Here is a 17,383-nt window from a genome sequence, read left to right on the forward strand (position 1 = left end):
CCCAGCGCCATGACGGATCAGATATTGCCAGCCGAGGCCGGCCGCGCCCCGGCCCCGCCTTTGAAGACAAGGCATCGCCTGAAAATCCTGAGCTATAATGTGCATAGCTGCATCGGTACCGATCGCCGGCTCGACCCCGCCCGGGTGGCTGAGGTCATCGCGGCCTTGGAACCCGATATCATCGGATTGCAGGAATTGGATGTCGGCCGCAGCCGCACCGGCGGGATAGACCAGGCGCACGCGATTGCGTCTCTTCTACAGATGCAATTCCATTTCCATGCCGCGCTCAACGTCGCCGAAGAGCGTTATGGCGATGCGATCCTGACAGCCCTGCCGGCAAGAATGGTCAAGGGGGCCGGCCTGCCCTCGCATGGCGAGCAGCGCGGCGCGGTCTGGGTTGAAATAGACGTCGCAGAACACAAGCTGCAGGTCTTCAACACCCATCTCGGCCTGCTGGGCGGCGACAGGATGCGCCAGATCGGCGAAATTCTAGGCCCGGTTTGGATGGGCGCGCCGGATTACCAAGGCAAGCCGAAGATCCTGATCGGCGATTTCAACGCCACTCCCGTGACCGCGACCTACAAGGCCGTCGCCCGCCAGATGGCGGACGCGCCGCTTGTGAGCGGGGAAAGGCCCAAGCCCACTTTCCCATCGCGTCTGCCGCTCCTGAGGATAGACCACGTCTTCGTCTCCAGCGAAGTTACGCCCATCGCCACGCAGGTCGTGTCGACCCCGCTTTCCCGCCGGGCCTCCGATCATCTGCCGCTTCTGGTCACTGTCGAGCTCTGATCCTCAATGGCTCAGGGTGCGGTTGAGCCGGTGAGCCTCCTTCAGAAGGCGCACCACGTCCTGGTCGGTCGTCTCCCTGAAGTCGCCGTAGTGCAGGCTGACCGCTTCCAGGCGGTCCGGAGCCGACAGGCATACGATGTCGTCCACCTCTTCCTGCAAGGATTCCAGCAATTGACGTGGCGCGACCGGCACTGCGATCCGGATCGACGCGACACCCATGTCCTTCAGCGCATGGATGCCGGCGCGGATCGAAACTCCGTTCGCAATCCCGTCATCGACAAGAATGACGTCGCGTCCCGTGTGATCATGCTCGCTCGGCTCGTCCTCGCCGAAATACATCCGATGTCGGCGCTCGATTTCTGCGAGCTGATGTTCGCGCTCGGCCGCAAGATAGCCTGGCGGCACGTGGAACCGGCGGGCGGCGTCCTCGTCGACGATCACGTGCGGCTCCCGCCCATCGACGACAGCGCCGATGCCATATTCGGGATGACCGGGCGCGCCGATCTTGCGGACGATAAGGAGATCGAGCGGCAGGCCGAGCCGCTGGGCGACTTCGAAGGCCACGGGCACGCCGCCACGCGGCAGCGCCATCAGGATCGGATCGGGCGGCAGCGTCGCCTGCATGGCTTCCGCCAATTGCCTTCCGGCATCCTCTCGATCGACAAAGGTTGGGCTTAGACCGAACATGTCATCCTCCCAGGATGGTGCGGTGACATCTGCCACCGCACTTGGTTCTTCTGCCAGCCCGACCGTAACATATCACCGGGCAGGCGTCCGACAACCGCGAGGATGGGGTTTGGGTTCCGTGCTCTCCAAAAGAGTCAGGAGCGCTTGCCTTTGTGGTGTTCGCTTTCCTGGTTGCGGCCGCGGATGATCGATGGGTCGTCATGGAGCGAAACTTCCGCGGTGCGCATGTCCAGGTTATCGCCGCGACGGAATGCCTCCTTGGCCGCTTCGCTGCGTCGCAGGTCAGGGCCGGGATCGAAATCCTTGGGCGCATTGGCGGTATTTTCCCGTTTTTCGATGACGTTGCGCTGTTGCTGGTGGGTTTTGTTGCCTTGCATGGTCTATCCTCCTTGAGAGGTCATTTGTTCGAGCGGCCGCGTTGGTTGGGATCGACGCCGCCGAAACGGGTCGTGTCGTTGCCGACATCACCTTCCTCGGTATTGTCGCCGGCGATCTCGTCGGCGCCGGTGAAGCGGTTCAACCCTTTCGACTGGCCTATGCCTGGATCCTCCTTGAGATCGGCGTCGCTCGGCTTGCGGGTCTTGAAGTGCTTGGAAGTGGACATGATCATCCTCCTTGGCTCAGGGACCGCGGTCTGGCCGCGGCCTCAGTGTTTCGTGCTGGACACGAATTTGTTAAAGCGGCTGGTTTTGCCGGCTTCCGTTTCTTCCTGGAAAAGGAAGACGAGCTTGTTCTCATCGAAGATCGAGAAGAAGTCGTCCCATGCGATTTCCTCCAGGGATTCTTCCGGCTTCCCGAAATCGACGCGCAGAATGCCGCCTTCCCGGGCACCCTTCACCCGAGCCGGATGGCCGCCGCGTTCCTCGATCCATTGCCGGATTTCCTTGTGATCGGTGGTTTCTACGGCTTTGCTCATGGTGCGTTTCTCCTTTCCATACCTGCTTGTCGAACCGGGACCGCCACCGAAGGTTCCGCGCCAAAACAAGCGAAGGGGGAACAAAACTCATGATCATGGGTTCACCGCGGGTCGGACGCATGACCTCCACGCGGCCGACATTGTCATAAGTACCCTCCCCAACTTGGCGCTTCCCCTCACCGGGAAGCGCCTTTTCGTTCACTGCGGCGGTTCAACGCAGGGCCGCGGCATCCGGGCGCGCGGCATTGATGCGCATTGATCTCTTGACGCCCCCCGCCGATTGTCATCCGATGAGATGGATGGGCTTCCGGCCCCCGCCAGAAAAGGGATGACGCCATGTTCGAGACCTTCGACGCGACGCTGCTGGCGCGCATGCAGTTCGCCTTCACGGTCTCGTTCCACATCATTTTTCCCGCGTTTTCGATCGGGCTGGCGAGTTATCTCGCGGTGCTGGAAGGTCTTTGGCTGTGGAAGAAACAGGTCGTCTATCTGGAGCTGTTCGACTTCTGGAAGACGATTTTTGCGCTCGCCTTCGGCATGGGCGTCGTCTCCGGTATCGTCATGTCCTATCAGTTCGGCACGAACTGGAGCGTGTTCTCCGACAAGGTCGGCCCGATCATCGGCCCGCTGATGGGCTACGAAGTGCTCTCGGCATTTTTCCTGGAGGCAGGCTTCCTCGGCATCATGCTGTTCGGCCGCAATCGCGTCGGCCCCGGCCTGCATTTCTTCGCCACCTTGATGGTCGCGGTCGGCACCTTGATCTCCGCGACCTGGATCCTTTCCGCCAACTCCTGGATGCAGACTCCGCAGGGTTTTGCGATGAACGACAAGGGCCAGTTCATCCCCGCCGACTGGTGGGCAGTCATCTTCAACCCATCCTTCCCCTATCGCCTCGTCCACATGGTGCTTGCCGCCTATCTGACGACCGCCCTTGTGGTCGGCGCGGTCGGCGGCCTGCATCTTCTGCGGCGCACCGCCCCCTTGCGCGCCGGCACGATGTTCTCGATGGCGATGTGGATGCTGACGATTGTCGCCCCGATCCAGATCTTTGCCGGCGATCAGCACGGCCTCAACACGCTGGAACACCAACCGGTCAAGGTCATGGCGATGGAAGGCCATTACCAGAGCCATCCGGAGGGCGCGCCGCTTATCCTCTTCGGCCTGCCGAACCACGCCGAACAACGGATCGACTACGCAATCGAGATCCCGAAGCTTTCAAGCCTGATCCTGAAACACAGCCTCGATGCGCCGCTCAAGGGCCTCGACACGGTACCGCGCGAATTGCAGCCGCCGGTGCCGGTCGTGTTCTGGTCCTTCCGCATCATGGTGGGCCTCGGGTTCGCGATGCTAGGCCTCGGCCTCTGGAGCCTGTACTGTCGATGGAAGGGCAGCCTCTACACGACCGAGTGGCTGCACCGTGCTGCGATGGTCATGGGGCCGGCCGGTTTCGTCGCCGTGCTCGCCGGCTGGGTGACAACCGAGGTCGGCCGCCAGCCCTATACCGTCTACGGCCACCTGTTGACCGCAAATTCCGTCTCGCCGATCGCGGCAGCCGCCGTGGGCTCCTCGCTGATCGCCTTCGTCATCGTCTATTTCCTCGTCTTCGGCGCCGGCACCTTCTACATCCTGCGGCTGATGTCCCGCCTGCCGCGCGATCCGAGCGGCGACCTCGGCGAAGGCCCGATCCGAACCGCCGGCATCAATCCCGGCCCGCAAACCCCGGCACTTCAGGCAGGAGCCCGTCATGGCCATTGACCTTCCTTTCATCTGGGCGGCCATCATCGCCTTTGCCGTGCTTGCCTATGTCATCCTCGACGGGTTTGACCTCGGCGTCGGCATTCTCTTCCCGCTGTTTCCCGAAAAGCGCCATCGCGACGTGATGATGAACAGCGTCGCACCGGTCTGGGACGGCAACGAGACCTGGCTTGTCCTCGGCGGCGGCGGGCTGATGGCGGTTTTTCCGCTCGCCTATGCGACGATCCTGCCGGCACTCTACGCACCTATTATCGCCATGCTGATCGGGCTGATCTTTCGAGGCGTCGCCTTCGAATACCGCTGGCGCACCGGCCGGGCGCAATATCTCTGGAACTGGGCCTTTGCCGGCGGCTCGTTCATGGCGGCGTTGGCTCAAGGGATCGCGCTTGGCGCGCTAGTGCAGGGCATTCCGGTTGCAAACCGCGCCTACTCCGGCGGCTGGTGGGACTGGCTGACCCCGTTTTCGATCGCCACCGGCCTTGCAGTCGTGATCGGCTACGCACTGCTCGGCTCGACCTGGCTGGTGATGAAAACGACGGGCGACCTTCGCGACAAGGCCCGCAACCTCTCCTATATCGCCGCCCTCGCGACGCTCGCCACCATGGCGATCTTCAGCCTCTGGACGCCCTTTCTCGAACCGCTCTATCTGAAACGCTGGTTCTCCTGGCCGACGGCGATCTTCAGCATCATCGTGCCGCTGCTTGTCCTCGGCTGTTTCTGGCTTCTGCTCACGGGCCTGAAAAACAACCGCGACGGCCGGCCTTTCCTTGCCGCGCTCGGGCTTTTCATACTTGGCTACGCAGGCATCGGCATCAGCTTCTATCCCTATATCGTGCCGACATCCGTGACGATCTGGGACGCCGCGGCGCCCGACGAGAGCCTCGGCTTCCTGCTGGTCGGCGCGCTGRTCCTGGTGCCGCTGATCCTTGCCTATACGAGCTATGCCTATTGGGTCTTCCGCGGCAAGGTCGATCCGGAAGAGGGTTATCACTGATGGCCGGCGGCGAAACCTTCAGGCGACTCGCCTGGTTCGTCGGCCTCTGGGTGGCCGGAGTGGTAACGGTCGGCACTGTCGGCCTGATCATCAAATTCTGGCTCGGCGCCTAACGCCGGGTCAGCGCCACCACATAACGTGCCGGTTCCTTGCCCGGATTGAAGAAGACGCAATCGGCAGGCGGGCCGAGCAGAAGGCAATCACCTTCGGTGAGATGATGCATCACCGTCCCCTCCTGGAAATCGAGCCGGCCCGAAAGTACCCAGATCTGCTGGTGCTGGAAGGCGAAGGCGGATGCCGGATAAGGCACGCGCACGCCTGATGGCAGCGATACATCCAGAAGCTCCAACGGGGAATTCGCCGGAGAGACCGCGCGGCGGGTGTAACCCGTTTCCGGATCGGTCCAGGCCGGCTGTTCCGCCTGCAGCGCGACGCGCTCCTGCGCCCGCTCGGCAAGCGCCAGCAGAACCGAAAGCGGCAGGCCGAAGGCGCCAGAGAGCCGGCCGAGCACGGTCGCCGTCGGGCTCGCCTCGCTACGCTCGATCTTGCTGATCATCGCCTTGGACACGCCCGAGCGTTCGGCAAGCTCGGCGAGCGACCAGCCCCGCGCCTCCCGCTCGATCTTCAGCCGCATGGCAATCGCCTGGACCGGATCATTTTCAGCCTGTTGCAAGCGGCTTGCCTTTCAACAATCGTCTTCTATAGTGGACGATAGCATCGTATAAGAGACGTGCCTTGTCCGCAATGAGGAATTCAAGGGGAAGATCGTGACGCGCGAAATCCGTTTCAACGCCTTCGACATGAACTGCGTCGGCCACATCCAGCAGGGGCTCTGGGCGCATCCGCGGGACCAGTCGCATCGCTATACGCAGCTGCGATACTGGACGGACTATGCGAAAAGGCTGGAAGCGGGCCTGTTCGACGGCATATTCCTCGCCGACGTTCTCGGCGTCAACGACGTCTTCGGCGGCAGCAATGCGGCGGCGCTGAGGGGTGCGGTACAGGTGCCGGTCAACGATCCGCTGCTGCTGGTGCCGGCCATGGCCGCCGTCACCGAACATCTCTCATTTGGCGTTACCGCCAACCTGACCCACGAACCGCCGTTCGTCTTCGCGCGCCGCATGTCGACGCTCGATCACCTGACGGGCGGCCGGATCGGCTGGAACATCGTCACCGGTTACCTCGACAGCGCCGCAAAGGCGATCGGCCTCGATGGGATGGCAGCCCATGACGACCGCTACGACCTCGCCGACGAATACATGGAGATCATGTACCGGCTGTGGGAGGCGAGCTGGGAAGACGACGCCGTCGTCTTCGACCGGGCAAACCATGTCTATGCCGACCCAGCCAAGGTCCACAAGGTCCACCACCGCGGCAAGCAATACGGCATCGAGGCGATCCATCTCTGCGAGCCCTCGCCGCAGCGCACCCCGGTTCTCTACCAGGCAGGCTCCTCGACCCGCGGCCGGCAGTTCGCCGCCACCCATGCCGAGTGCGTCTTCGTCAACGGCCAGAAGACTGAAGGCGTCAAGGGCATCGTCGACGACATCAGGGCCCGCGCCGTCGAATACGGCCGCAGCGCGGAGGACATTAAAGTTTTTGTCGGCGCCACGATCGTTACCGCCCGCACCGAAAAGGAAGCGCGCGAAAAGTTCGAGGACTATCGCGCCTATGCGAGTTCCGAAGGCGCGCTCGTACATGCGGCCGGCTCGCTCGGCATCGACTTTGCAAAATACGATCTCGACGAACCTATCGAGACCGGCAAGAGTTCTGCGATCGTCTCGAATGTCGAGGCGATGACCCGCACCGCCGGGCCGCAATGGACCAAGCGCAAGCTGCTCGAACAAATGGTGCTCGGCAGCCGCCAGGCACCGATGGTGGGTTCCGCAGAACAGATCGCCGACAACCTCGTCGCCTGGATGGACCGGGCCGGCGTCGACGGTTTCAACCTGTCGAGTACCGTCGTTCCGGAATGTTTTGACGATATCATCGAACTGGTGATTCCGATCCTGCAGGAACGCGGCCTCTACAAGACCGGCTATCGCGAAGGCGCGTTCCGTGAAAAGCTGTTCGGGACGCCGCGCCTGCCGAGCCGGCATATCGCCGCCAGATATCGCACCATGGGATAAACCGATGAGCACCGCGACGACCCTGGAAACGCCAGCCGAAGGCCGCTGGTCGATGCTGGCGCTGCTGTGCCTCGCCGTCGTGCTCTCCTTCTCCTGCTGGTTTTCCGCCAACGCGATCGCGCCGGAGCTGAAACGTGCCTGGTCGCTGTCGGAAAATGCCGCTGCCTGGCTTACCAACGGCGTGCAGATCGGCTTCGTGATCGGCGCTCTGGCCGCAAGCCTCTTCAACCTGCCGGATCTCATCCGCATGAACCGGCTGATGGCGGCCTCCGCCCTGCTTGCCGCGCTATCCAATGCCGCCTTGGCTCTGGAACCAGGCCCGGCCGGCGCCGTCCTTTGCCGCATGGTCACCGGCTTCGCGCTTGCCGGCGTCTATCCGCCGGCGCTGAAACTCGTCTCCACCTGGTTCATTTCCGGACGTGGCCTGGCGCTTGCCGGCGTCATCGGCGCGATCACCGCCGGCTCGTCGCTGCCGCATCTCTTCCGCGGTATGTCATCCGCCGTTGACTGGCACAATGTCGTCCTCTCATCGAGCGGTGCGACGCTGGCCGGTGCCGTCGTTCTCCTCCTCTTCACCCGTGAAGGCCCCTATCCGTTCGGAAAGGCGCTGTTCGATCCGCGCCAGATCGGCCGGGTGCTGAAGGACCGCAACCTGCTGCTCGTCAATGGCGGTTATCTCGGCCACATGTGGGAACTCTATGCCATGTGGGCCTGGCTGCTCGCCTACCTGACCGCAGCACTCGACAAGGGCGGCACCGGCATCAGCAGCGAAGCCTCACTGCTCACCTTCATCGCGGTCGCCTCAGGCGTCCTCGGCTGTTTCGCCGGCGGCGTGCTCTCGGACCGTTTCGGCCGCACCGCCACCACCGCCGGCCTCATGATCGTCTCCGGTGCCTGCGCGCTGACCATCGGCTTCGTCTTCAACGGCCCCTTCTGGCTGCTGGCGCTGGTGGTGATCGTCTGGGGCATTTCGATCATCGGAGATTCGGCGCAGTTCTCCGCCGCCGTCACCGAGCTTGCAGACCGCAATTACATTGGCACGGCACTATCGCTGYAGATGGGCATGGGGTTCGCGCTGACCATTTTCATGATCTGGCTGATGCCGCATCTGGCCGCAATTCTCGGCGGCTGGCGTTGGACATTTGTATTGCTGGCGGTCGGGCCAATCTTCGGTGCCGCCTCGATGCTGGTCCTGCGAAGCAGGCCGGAGGCCGTCCGGCTGGCCGGCGGTAGGCGCTGATCAGGCGACGAGGCGACGGCCGGGCATCTCGTCCCGCTTCTGGCGGTCGCGGGCGAGCCGTTCCGCGCTGCGGGTCTTGAAGCCGCGCAGTGCCGTGACCAGCCGCTCGACCGCGTCGCGCAGGTCCGATGTCTGCTTGGACGTCTCCAGCACCATGGCCGAATTTTCCTGGGTGAGCGAATCCATCCGGCTCAGAGCCCCGTTGACCTCATGCAGGCCGATCGACTGATGCGCCGCCTCGGTCGCGATCGTCCTGACGATCGTGTTGATGTCGTCGATGCGCGTGGTGATCTGGCTGAGCGCCGCACCGGCATTGTTGACGAGGTCGACACCCGCCTGCACCTGGCGGGAACTGTCGGAGATCAGATCCTTGATCTCCTTGGCGGCATCGGCGCAACGCTGCGCCAGCGCCCGCACTTCCTGTGCCACGACCGCGAAACCGCGACCGGCTTCGCCGGCACGTGCCGCCTCGACGCCCGCGTTGAGCGCCAGAAGATTGGTCTGGAAAGCGATCTCGTCGATGACGCCGATGATCTTGGAAATCTCGTCGGACGAGCGCTCGATCTCGCCCATGGCAGCGACGGCCTGCTTGACGACCGGTCCCGAAGCGCGTGCTTCCGAAAGCGCCACGTCGACTGCCCCGGCCGCCTTACTGGCGCCTTCGGCGGTGCCGGAAACGCTGTGGGTGAGCTGGTGCAGTGTCGCGGAACTCTCCTCCAGGCCCTGGGCCTGTTCCTCCGTCCGCCGGGCAAGATCCTTCGAGGCCTGGGAGATACCGTTGGTGCTGACGAGGATTTCCTCGCCGGCATGGCGCACGGTCGCCAATGTGCCGCGCAGCCTCTCGGCACTGCCGTTATAGCCTTCCGCCATCTTGACGAAGTTTTCAGGAAGAGCGGTGGAAAGCCGGCTCTCCAGATCGCCCGCGGCAAGTCCCTTCAGCACGTCGTCCAGAGCCTCGAGCGCAACTTCCTGCTCCTCATCGGCGGCGAGCTTCGCCTCCTCGGCGCGGCGGCGCTGTTCTGCCTGTATCTCCAGATAGGCGGAGATCGAATAGTCCAGGTCGAGCATCGCCGCCTTGACCAGCGTCGCGACGTCCTTGGCAAGCTTTTCGGATTTGCCGCGACCGAAACGGGAGGGCCAGTTCTCGGCCATCACCTTGTGGATGAGGCTTTCCACGACCAGCGCCTGGCCGCCGATATGCCAGCGCGGGTCGAGACCGGCATGGGCATGCGCGGCGCCGACGGCCTGCACGCTTTCCACATAACGCTCGTCGTATTTGGCCTCGCCGACAACGTTCCAATGGCTCATCTGGCGCTTCTTGGCGCTCTCCGTGTGAGCCTGACTGGCGAAGAACTTGGCGGTGTCGGGTGTCGACTGGATCTTCTTGTAAAACATGCCGAGAGCTGCCGAAAGACCGGCATTGATGATCGGCGCAAGACGACGAAGCGTCGCTCGCGCTTCCTGATCCAGACCGATGAAATCCAGGCGCTTTTGCAGTTCGCGTTTTTCTTCAGCCGACGACATTATGATCCCCCAATCCGCCGCGGTCACCACCCAGCATGGGGTGTGTCGGTTCCATATTGTGAAGGCTAAGGTGTAGGATCTCTTAATAACGACCCCCAAAAACTGATAGAAAGTTACAATTTGCGACGTATTTTCGCCGACCATACGACGCAGATGCGGCGGACGCTCAAGGAATTTGCTTGCGCGAATTATTCGAGCGTATAATAAGCCCTGACGCCGTGCGAAGAACGGCTGCCCGTTCCTCAGGAGATGACCCGTGAACCGCCGCACCTACCATAGGGCAAGCGAGGCCGAGCGGCGCGAGGACCTGATTGCCGCGACGCTCGATTGTATCGCCGAGTTCGGCATCCAGGGCGCGACGGTCCGCCAGATCGCCATGCGCGCCGGCGTCACCGGCGGGCTGATCCGGCACTATTTCAGCAGCAAGGACCAGATGTTGCAGGCGGCCTACCGCAAGGTGATGGCCGGCATGACCGAGGCGGCGGTTGCTGCCGCGATCGAGGGCGAGACGGCGCGTTCGCGCCTGCGCCGCTTCATCGTCGCCAACGTGACGCCGCCGGTCACCGACCCGCGCACGCTGTCGCTCTGGGCCGCATTTATCAGCCATATCCAGATCGATCAGAGTTTCGCCGCCATCCACCGCGAAAACTATCTCTCTTTCCTTGCGGCGCTGGAAACCTTGCTGTCCGCCTTCTTCGTCGAGGAGAAGCGGGCTCTGAGCCCCGCCCAATGCCGCACCTATGCGATCGGGGTCAACGCGCTCGTCGACGGCCTCTGGCTGGAGGGAACGCTTGCAGCCGATACGTTTGCGGAACACGAACTCGCAGAAAATGCCCTGGTCTCCGTGGAAGCGCTGCTGCGCCTGCAGCCCGGCGAGCTTTCAGCCGAACAACGATAAGAAAAGGAACCACCGATGCGTTATGCCTCGATCACCGACCGCCTCGCCCATCTCGGCTCCGGCCGCTGGGCACTCCACCTGACCGCCCGCCGCATGCAGGCATCGGGCGAGGACATCATCGAACTCACCATCGGCGAGCCGGACGTCAAGCCGGACAAGGCCCTGCTCGATGAGGCGGCGCGCGCCATGTATGCCGGCCGCACCCGGTATTCCAATGGCCGCGGCGAGCCGCCGGTGCTGAAGGCGCTGGTGGAAAAGTATTCGAAACGCCGGCCAGGTGTCACGGAGCGCAATTTTCTCTGTTTCCCCGGCACCCAGACCGCTCTCTATGCCGTCATGACCGGTCTCGTCGAAGCCGGCGACGGCGTGCTCGTCGGCGATCCGCTCTATGCCACCTATGAAGGCGTCATCCAGTCCACCGGCGCGCACATGATCCCCGTGCCGCTACGTCCGGAAAAGAAATTCCACCTGCAGGCTGAGGATCTCGAACGGGCGATCACGCCGGAGGCCCGCGTGCTCCTCCTCAACACGCCGCACAACCCGACCGGCGCGGTGCTGACTGCCGCGGAAATCGCCGCCATCGGCGACGTCTGCCGCAAGCATGACCTCTGGATCGTTTCGGACGAGGTCTATGAGCAGTTGATCTTCGAAGGCACGCCCTTCGCCTCGCCCTTCGACATTCCGGCACTGGCCGAACGCACCATTGCAGTCTCGTCGATCTCGAAATCCCATGCTGCTCCCGGCTTCCGCAGCGGCTGGGCCGCCGGCCCGGAAGAGTTCTGTGAAAGACTGCTGCCGGTGTCCGAAACCATGCTGTTCGGCGTGCAGCCCTTCATCTCCGACATGACCGCCATGGCGCTGTCGCAGCATTTCGACACCGCCGACGTGATGCGGGAAAATTATCGCCGCCGTGCCACCATCGTCGAAAAGGCCTTTGCCGGCAGCAATCTCGTCAAGCCGATGCCGCCGGAAGGAGGCATGTTTGTCCTGCTCGACGTGACCGCCACCGGCCTCAACGGCGAGGAATTCGCCTGGGAACTGCTGCGAGAGGAGAAAGTGGCCGTCATGCCCGGCACCTCCTTCGGCGACCAGGCAGCAGGCTTCCTGCGCATCTCGCTGACGGTCCCGGACGATGCGGTTGCAACCGCCATGCACCGTATCGCCGACCTCGCGGGCCGTATCGCATCCACTGGCAAAGACCGCGCGACAACCCCGATGGCGTGAGCGAAGTTCCCGGTTGAAATCCATGAACGAGACGGGCTATGCTCGCTTCGGTTGATTTGAAAACTGCACATCGGAGGAACGCAACATGCCCCATGTTATCGTCAAAATGGTCGAGGGCCGCTCCGAAGAGCAGAAGCAGGCACTGACGGCTGAGGTGACCAAGGCTGTCATGACCGCTCTTGGCTCTGCCGAGAGTTCCGTGTCGGTCGCAATCCAGGACTTTCCGAGAGACGCCTGGACGGACAAGGTCTACGTGCCGGATATCCAGGGACAGCCGGAACTCGTTTACAAAATGCCCGGCTACGATCCCTTCAAGTAGTCGGCTGATCCTGGAAAATCGGCGGTCTCTTCCGCCGGCGGCTCCCAGCCGAAGACGCTGCGGCCGCCCCATTCGTGCGATTGGCGGAATTCGCCGGCGACGATCTCCTTGAGGTCCGGGCCGGTCACATATCGTTCCATCTGCCGGGCCTGGTCGTCCAGCCGCTTCAGCGCCTGCAGCTCTTCCTCGCGGCCGAGCCGGGCCTTGCCGACCGCAGACTTCATCACCTTGATCGTCTCGTCATAAACCTTCAGCGGCACCGGAAACGGATGCCGGTCCTTGCCGCCGTGGGCAAGCGAGAAACGCGCCGGATCGGAAAACCGGCAGGGCGCGCCATGCACCACCTCGGCGACCATGGCCAAAGCCTTGACTGTCCGCGCGCCGACACCCGGCATCAGCAGCAGGTTCTCGAAATCCTCCGGGCCGCGATCGGCCGCCGCCGCCAGCGTGCCATGCAGCCGCCTCATGTTGACGTCCTCCTCGCGGACATCGTGATGCGCCGGCATGACCAGATGCGGCAGCATCGGCTGCGCCGGTTCCTTCAACTTGCGCGCCGGCTCGATGGCGATCACCTCGCGGATGATGCGGTCCGGCCCGAGCGTCGCGAGCAGGTCGAGTTGGCCCTTTCGGGAGGCTTCGGCACGGTGGTCGGCGAGATTGACGATCTCGCCCTGCCCGCGGCCCTCGATCGCCGCATGCGGGGAATCGACGAAGCTTTTCAAGCCCTCCGAAATCCAGTGATAACGTCGCGCCTGGCGCTTGTCGCCGTTCATGCCCTGCTGCACCACCACCCATTTGCCATCGTCGGTGACGATGAAACCGTGCAGGTAAAGATCGAACCCGTCCTGAACCGCGGCGCTGTCCACCTTGGCGACCAGACGGCTGGTCGTCGCAAGGCCGCTGCCATCGATGCCGACGCGGTTGCCGACGGCGATCAATTCGTCCGGCGTCTTGCGGGAGCTCTGGCCACGGCCGCCGCAGACATGGATGCCGAGTTCGCCGGCCATCGGCGTCAGCCCGCGCTTGAGCGCGCCGAGAACGCTGGTGGTGATGCCGGAAGAGTGCCAGTCCATGCCCATGACGCAGCCGAAGGACTGGAACCAGAAGGGATGCGCCAGCCGCCGCAGAAGTTCGTCGCGGCCATATTCGATGACGATCGCCTGGGTGATCACGGCGCCGAGCTTGGTCATGCGCTCGCCGAGCCACCGGGGAACCCGGCCGCCGTGAAGGGGGAGATCGGCGCTGCCTGCTCTTTGAACCATGCTCCGCTTATATACGGACGCCCAGGCTCACGATAGGGAAAAGTTCTGCAAACGTTCTCGCAACAGCCCGATCGTCGGCACATCCGCATTGGCGAAGGCGAAGCGCAGATAATTCTGTTGGCTCTCGCCGAAATAGGCGCCCGGAATGCAGATCACGCCCGCCTGCCTGGCGAGTTTTTCCGCCACCTCCGCCGAACTCCTGCCTGGGAATGGATGCCGCACGAAGGCAAAATAGGCGCCGATCGCATCGAGCTTCCAGTCGTTGACGGAGCGCATCACCGCCTTCAAGGCATCGGCACGGCGGCCGATCTCTTGCCGGTTCTCTTCGCGCCAATCGGCGAGAAGTGGCAACGCCTTGACGACGGCGGCCTGAGCGGCGCGCGGCGCGCAGATCTGCAGGTTGTCCATGATCTTGGCGATCTGTTCGACCGCGACCGGGCCGGCAGTGATCGCCCCGAGCCGGTGGCCGGGGATGCAGAAGGATTTCGAAAAGCTGTAGAGGCTGATCAGCGTGTCCTGCCAACTTTCGAGGCTGAAGAGAACATGCGGCGCCTGGTCGGCGGCAGGCAGAAAGTCGCGATAGGTCTCGTCGAGGATCAGCCAGATGCCCTTGTTCCGGCAGAGCTTGAAGATCGCCTCGAGCAACGACGGCGGATAGATCGCTCCGGTCGGATTGTTGGGTGAGACGAGCGCCAGCGCCCGCACCTCGCCGGTGATCGCAGCTTCGAGCCCGACGAGATCCGGCAGGAAACCGTTCGCCGCATCGCAGGCGACGAAAGCGGTCTTGACGCCCATCATCGCCAGCGTCGTTTCGTGGTTGAAATAGAAGGGCTCGGTCATCAGCACCGTATTGCCGGGGCCGGCCACCGTCATCGCCGCGCAGACAAAGGCCTGGTTGCAGCCAGACGTGATGTGGATGTTCCTGAGCCCGATGCCCGCGCCGTAAACCTCAGAGACATGCGCCGCATAGGCCGTCCGAAGTTCCGCCTCGCCCTCGATCGGCCCATATCCGGTAAAGGCTTTTGAAGAGCCGGTCTCGCCGAGCAGCTTCAGCATGTCCGGATGGGCCGGATACCCCGGTACGGCCTGAGAGAGGTCGATCAGCGGACCTTTGGACCCGTCATAGGCACGCCCCCAGGCGGCGACGGAGGGAACGGGCGGAGGGCTGAGCTTTTCGATAAGCGGATTGAAGGCAGGCATGATCTTCCGAGAACAGGATTTTCCGAACAGGCGATTGCCAAGATGGGCAATTGATTGCCTTTCTTGTTTATCAGATTATCGGGCGACGCAAGGAGAACCGGATATGGCCGACGAGATTGAGCCCGAGGATTCGAAGCTCACCATCACCAAACGGAAATGGGCGGAACAAGGGAAGTTCCTGACAGGCCGCATCACCAGGCCGGAAACCGACCGCCTGCCGCCTGGCCAGCACCTGGTCAAGAACTGGCCGGTCCTCGACCTTGGCCAGCAGCCGCAGGTGTCGACCGAGCGCTGGAAGCTCGACGTGCGCGGGTTCGTCAACAACCGCAGGACCTTGGACTGGGCGGCTTTCCAGGCTTTGCCGCAGACCGAGATGCGCTCCGACATCCATTGCGTGACCACATGGTCCCGTTACGACAACAACTGGAAAGGCGTCTCGACACACGATTTCCTCGATCTCGTCGATCCGCAGGACGAGGCCGTCGCTGTCATGCTGACCAGCTATGACGGCTATACCACCAACCTGCTGCTTTCGGATTTTGCCTCGCCGGACGCGATCATCGTCACGGAATGGGAAGGCAAGTCGCTGAGCGAGGAACATGGCGGGCCGGTGCGGCTGGTGGTGCCGCACCTCTATTTCTGGAAGAGCGCCAAATGGCTCAACCGCATTGAGTTCCTCGACCGCGACCAAGCCGGCTTCTGGGAAAAGAACGGCTACCACATGCGCGGCGACCCCTGGTCCGAGGAGCGTTATTCGGACGACTAACCGAACTGGACGAGGTTGAGCGCCGGCAGCGGGCCTCCCGGGAACTGCGCCAGCTTGGCCCCGACAGCAAGCGGCCCGAGGTCTATGCCGAAGAAGCCGAGCTTCTCCGTCAAGGCGGCGACCTCCGTCTTTGCCGTCGCATCGTCGCCCGAATAGAACAACACTCGCTTGCCGCCCTCGGAAGCAGGATCGGCCTCGAGCAGCTTTGCAAACAGATGATTGAAAGCCTTCACCACCCGGGCGCCCGGCACGAGGTCGGCGACGATTTCGCTGGAAAGACGACCGTTGAGTTCGGCCGGTTTGTAGAGCGGCGACTCGATCGGGTTGTTCGCATCGATGACGATCCGGCCGTTCCAGTCCGGCAGTCCGGCAAGGGCAGCCGGCAGCTTCGTCCATGGAACCGCGATCAGCACCATGTCCGCACTTGCTGCCTCTTCGATCGTGCCGGCGGAAATCCAGGGTGACAGCTCGGCAGTCAGTGTTTCGAGCGAAGCCGGGCCGCGGCTGTTGGCGATGGTGGCACGCACGCCGCTGCGGGCAAGAGCGCGGGCGAAAGCTGCGCCGATATTGCCGGCGCCGATGATACCGATGGTCATGATTGCAATACTCCAGTGGTTTCGATGACAGGAATATCGCCTCTGGATTGGCACTTGATTAGCCGGTAATAATGCCAAGCATCTTCAAGCAACCGTTGAGAATAGACCTTCCGTGGAAAGCCTCGCCAATCTCGAATCCTTCATGCGCAGCGCAGAGCTCGGTGGCTTCTCGGCTGCAGCCAGGCGGTTGGCACTGACGCCCGCGGCCGTCAGCCGCAATGTCGCGATGCTGGAGCGGAACCTCGGCACCCGCCTCTTCCAGCGCAGCACGCGAAGGCTGACGCTGACGGAAGCGGGCGAACGTTTTCTGTCGGAGATCCGCGACCACGTCGAGGCGCTGCAGACCGCGATCGCCGAGGTCTCTTCGGGCGGAGCGGAGCCGGCCGGTGTGCTGAAGGTCAGCATGAGCCCGCATTTCGGAACGGGCTATATCCTGCCGCTGCTGCCGGAGTTCATGGCGCGCTACCCGCTGATCCGTCCGGACTGGACGTTCGAGAACCGGCAGGTCGATCTGATCGCCGAGGGATATGACGCGGCGATCGGCGGCGGGTTTGAGCTGACGCCCGGCGCGGTCGCCCGGGTGCTGGCGCCGGCCCATATCGTGCTGGTCGCTTCACCTGCCTACATGAAGGATAGGCCGATGCCGGCCCATCCGGCGGACCTTGCGAACCTCGACGGCATCCATCTGCGTTCTTCCAATACCGGCCGCATCCGCCAATGGGTGATGCGAAATGCCGGCGGAGACGAAGTGCCGGTGGCACTGAGGGAAAAGATGGCGCTCAACGACCCAGCCGCCATTGCCCACGCAGCAAGCCTCGGCCTCGGCGTTGCGATGATCGCGATGCCGGATGCCTTATCGTATATGGAGAGTGGTACGCTCGTCCGCCTGCTGCCCGACTGGTATGCGGATATCGGGCCGATCTCGATCTATTACGCCAGCAAGACGCTGCTGCCGGCAAAAACCCGCGTCTTTATCGACTTCGTGGTCGAGCATTTCCGAAAAGAGCGTCTGGCCGAACGTTTTGCTGGCAGCCTCGGGGCATCCAACATGCCGAAGCGAAAATAGGCGCACCCGACTGACGCC

Annotated in this window: 19 protein-coding genes; 10 read left to right on the forward strand and 9 right to left on the reverse strand. The window is 63.1% G+C overall.

The features are described 5' to 3' along the window. The first annotated feature begins 9 nt into the window (after positions 1 to 9). The gene (locus AC1D3C_RS14775) at positions 10 to 789 is read left to right on the forward strand and encodes an endonuclease/exonuclease/phosphatase family protein (RefSeq protein WP_477483396.1); all 780 of its coding nucleotides are present in this window, start codon (positions 10 to 12) and stop codon (positions 787 to 789) included. A 3-nt stretch (positions 790 to 792) separates the two neighbouring features. On the opposite strand, the gene AC1D3C_RS14780 is transcribed toward AC1D3C_RS14775, so the two are convergent. From AC1D3C_RS14780 to AC1D3C_RS14795, 4 genes are all read right to left on the reverse strand, one after another. After that, a complete protein-coding gene (locus AC1D3C_RS14780; RefSeq protein ID WP_477483397.1) occupies positions 793 to 1,476 on the reverse strand; it encodes a phosphoribosyltransferase in 684 nt (227 codons plus the stop codon). A 134-nt stretch (positions 1,477 to 1,610) separates the two neighbouring features. Then, a complete protein-coding gene (locus AC1D3C_RS14785; RefSeq protein WP_477483398.1) occupies positions 1,611 to 1,853 on the reverse strand; it encodes a hypothetical protein in 243 nt (80 codons plus the stop codon). Positions 1,854 to 1,873: 20 nt separating this feature from the next. After that, positions 1,874 to 2,080 carry a hypothetical protein gene (locus AC1D3C_RS14790; protein WP_105403040.1) on the reverse strand — a complete coding sequence of 69 codons (207 nt, stop codon included), beginning with the start codon at positions 2,078 to 2,080 and terminating at the stop codon, positions 1,874 to 1,876. A gap of 42 nt (positions 2,081 to 2,122) precedes the next feature. Continuing rightward, a complete protein-coding gene (locus AC1D3C_RS14795; RefSeq protein WP_436110695.1) occupies positions 2,123 to 2,392 on the reverse strand; it encodes a hypothetical protein in 270 nt (89 codons plus the stop codon). 336 nt (positions 2,393 to 2,728) lie between these two features. On the opposite strand from AC1D3C_RS14795, the gene AC1D3C_RS14800 reads away from it, so the two are divergent. Next, the gene (locus AC1D3C_RS14800) at positions 2,729 to 4,147 is read left to right on the forward strand and encodes a cytochrome ubiquinol oxidase subunit I (protein ID WP_477483399.1); all 1,419 of its coding nucleotides are present in this window, start codon (positions 2,729 to 2,731) and stop codon (positions 4,145 to 4,147) included. After that, positions 4,137 to 5,141 carry a cytochrome d ubiquinol oxidase subunit II gene (gene cydB, locus AC1D3C_RS14805; protein ID WP_477483400.1) on the forward strand — a complete coding sequence of 335 codons (1,005 nt, stop codon included), beginning with the start codon at positions 4,137 to 4,139 and terminating at the stop codon, positions 5,139 to 5,141. Before AC1D3C_RS14800 ends, cydB begins: the two co-directional genes overlap by 11 nt. 109 nt (positions 5,142 to 5,250) lie before the next feature. Here the strand turns inward: cydB and AC1D3C_RS14810 are convergent, their stop codons facing one another. Next, positions 5,251 to 5,814, reverse strand: a complete 564-nt coding sequence (locus AC1D3C_RS14810; protein ID WP_477483401.1) for a helix-turn-helix domain-containing protein — start codon at positions 5,812 to 5,814, stop codon at positions 5,251 to 5,253. Between the two features lie 94 nt (positions 5,815 to 5,908). Here AC1D3C_RS14810 and AC1D3C_RS14815 point away from each other — a divergent pair, with 94 nt between their 5' ends. Beyond that, positions 5,909 to 7,270, forward strand: a complete 1,362-nt coding sequence (locus AC1D3C_RS14815) for an LLM class flavin-dependent oxidoreductase (RefSeq protein ID WP_477483402.1) — start codon at positions 5,909 to 5,911, stop codon at positions 7,268 to 7,270. 4 nt (positions 7,271 to 7,274) lie between these two features. Next, positions 7,275 to 8,510 (forward strand): MFS transporter, encoded by a 1,236-nt coding sequence (locus AC1D3C_RS14820; protein WP_477483403.1) that lies wholly within the window; start codon positions 7,275 to 7,277, stop codon positions 8,508 to 8,510. Here AC1D3C_RS14820 and AC1D3C_RS14825 read toward each other — a convergent pair whose 3' ends face one another. After that, positions 8,511 to 10,034, reverse strand: a complete 1,524-nt coding sequence (locus AC1D3C_RS14825; RefSeq protein WP_477483404.1) for a methyl-accepting chemotaxis protein — start codon at positions 10,032 to 10,034, stop codon at positions 8,511 to 8,513. A gap of 256 nt (positions 10,035 to 10,290) precedes the next feature. Between AC1D3C_RS14825 and AC1D3C_RS14830 the strand changes: the two genes are divergently transcribed. From AC1D3C_RS14830 to AC1D3C_RS14840, 3 genes are all read left to right on the forward strand, one after another. Further along, positions 10,291 to 10,932, forward strand: a complete 642-nt coding sequence (locus tag AC1D3C_RS14830) for a TetR family transcriptional regulator C-terminal domain-containing protein (RefSeq protein WP_247031094.1) — start codon at positions 10,291 to 10,293, stop codon at positions 10,930 to 10,932. Positions 10,933 to 10,947: 15 nt separating this feature from the next. Further along, complete coding sequence (locus AC1D3C_RS14835) at positions 10,948 to 12,156, forward strand: pyridoxal phosphate-dependent aminotransferase (RefSeq protein ID WP_477483405.1); 1,209 nt, start codon at positions 10,948 to 10,950, stop codon at positions 12,154 to 12,156. 85 nt (positions 12,157 to 12,241) lie between these two features. Beyond that, entirely contained in the window at positions 12,242 to 12,475 is a 234-nt protein-coding gene (locus tag AC1D3C_RS14840) for a tautomerase family protein (RefSeq protein WP_105403049.1), read from the forward strand. Here the strand turns inward: AC1D3C_RS14840 and AC1D3C_RS14845 are convergent. Continuing rightward, positions 12,457 to 13,737 (reverse strand): DUF763 domain-containing protein, encoded by a 1,281-nt coding sequence (locus AC1D3C_RS14845; RefSeq protein ID WP_477483406.1) that lies wholly within the window; start codon positions 13,735 to 13,737, stop codon positions 12,457 to 12,459. The genes AC1D3C_RS14840 and AC1D3C_RS14845 overlap by 19 nt on opposite strands. 27 nt (positions 13,738 to 13,764) lie before the next feature. Then, positions 13,765 to 14,937, reverse strand: coding sequence for an aminotransferase (locus AC1D3C_RS14850; protein ID WP_477483407.1), 1,173 nt, complete (start codon positions 14,935 to 14,937; stop codon positions 13,765 to 13,767). 103 nt (positions 14,938 to 15,040) lie between these two features. Here AC1D3C_RS14850 and AC1D3C_RS14855 point away from each other — a divergent pair, with 103 nt between their 5' ends. Then, complete coding sequence (locus AC1D3C_RS14855) at positions 15,041 to 15,703, forward strand: sulfite oxidase-like oxidoreductase (protein ID WP_477483408.1); 663 nt, start codon at positions 15,041 to 15,043, stop codon at positions 15,701 to 15,703. Here the strand turns inward: AC1D3C_RS14855 and AC1D3C_RS14860 are convergent. Further along, positions 15,700 to 16,308, reverse strand: coding sequence for an NADPH-dependent F420 reductase (locus AC1D3C_RS14860; RefSeq protein WP_477483506.1), 609 nt, complete (start codon positions 16,306 to 16,308; stop codon positions 15,700 to 15,702). The genes AC1D3C_RS14855 and AC1D3C_RS14860 overlap by 4 nt on opposite strands. A gap of 103 nt (positions 16,309 to 16,411) precedes the next feature. Here AC1D3C_RS14860 and AC1D3C_RS14865 point away from each other — a divergent pair, with 103 nt between their 5' ends. Beyond that, positions 16,412 to 17,365, forward strand: coding sequence for a LysR family transcriptional regulator (locus AC1D3C_RS14865; protein WP_477483409.1), 954 nt, complete (start codon positions 16,412 to 16,414; stop codon positions 17,363 to 17,365). The last annotated feature ends 18 nt before the right edge of the window (positions 17,366 to 17,383 follow it).

The organism is Neorhizobium sp. P1_A6 (assembly GCF_056406795.1).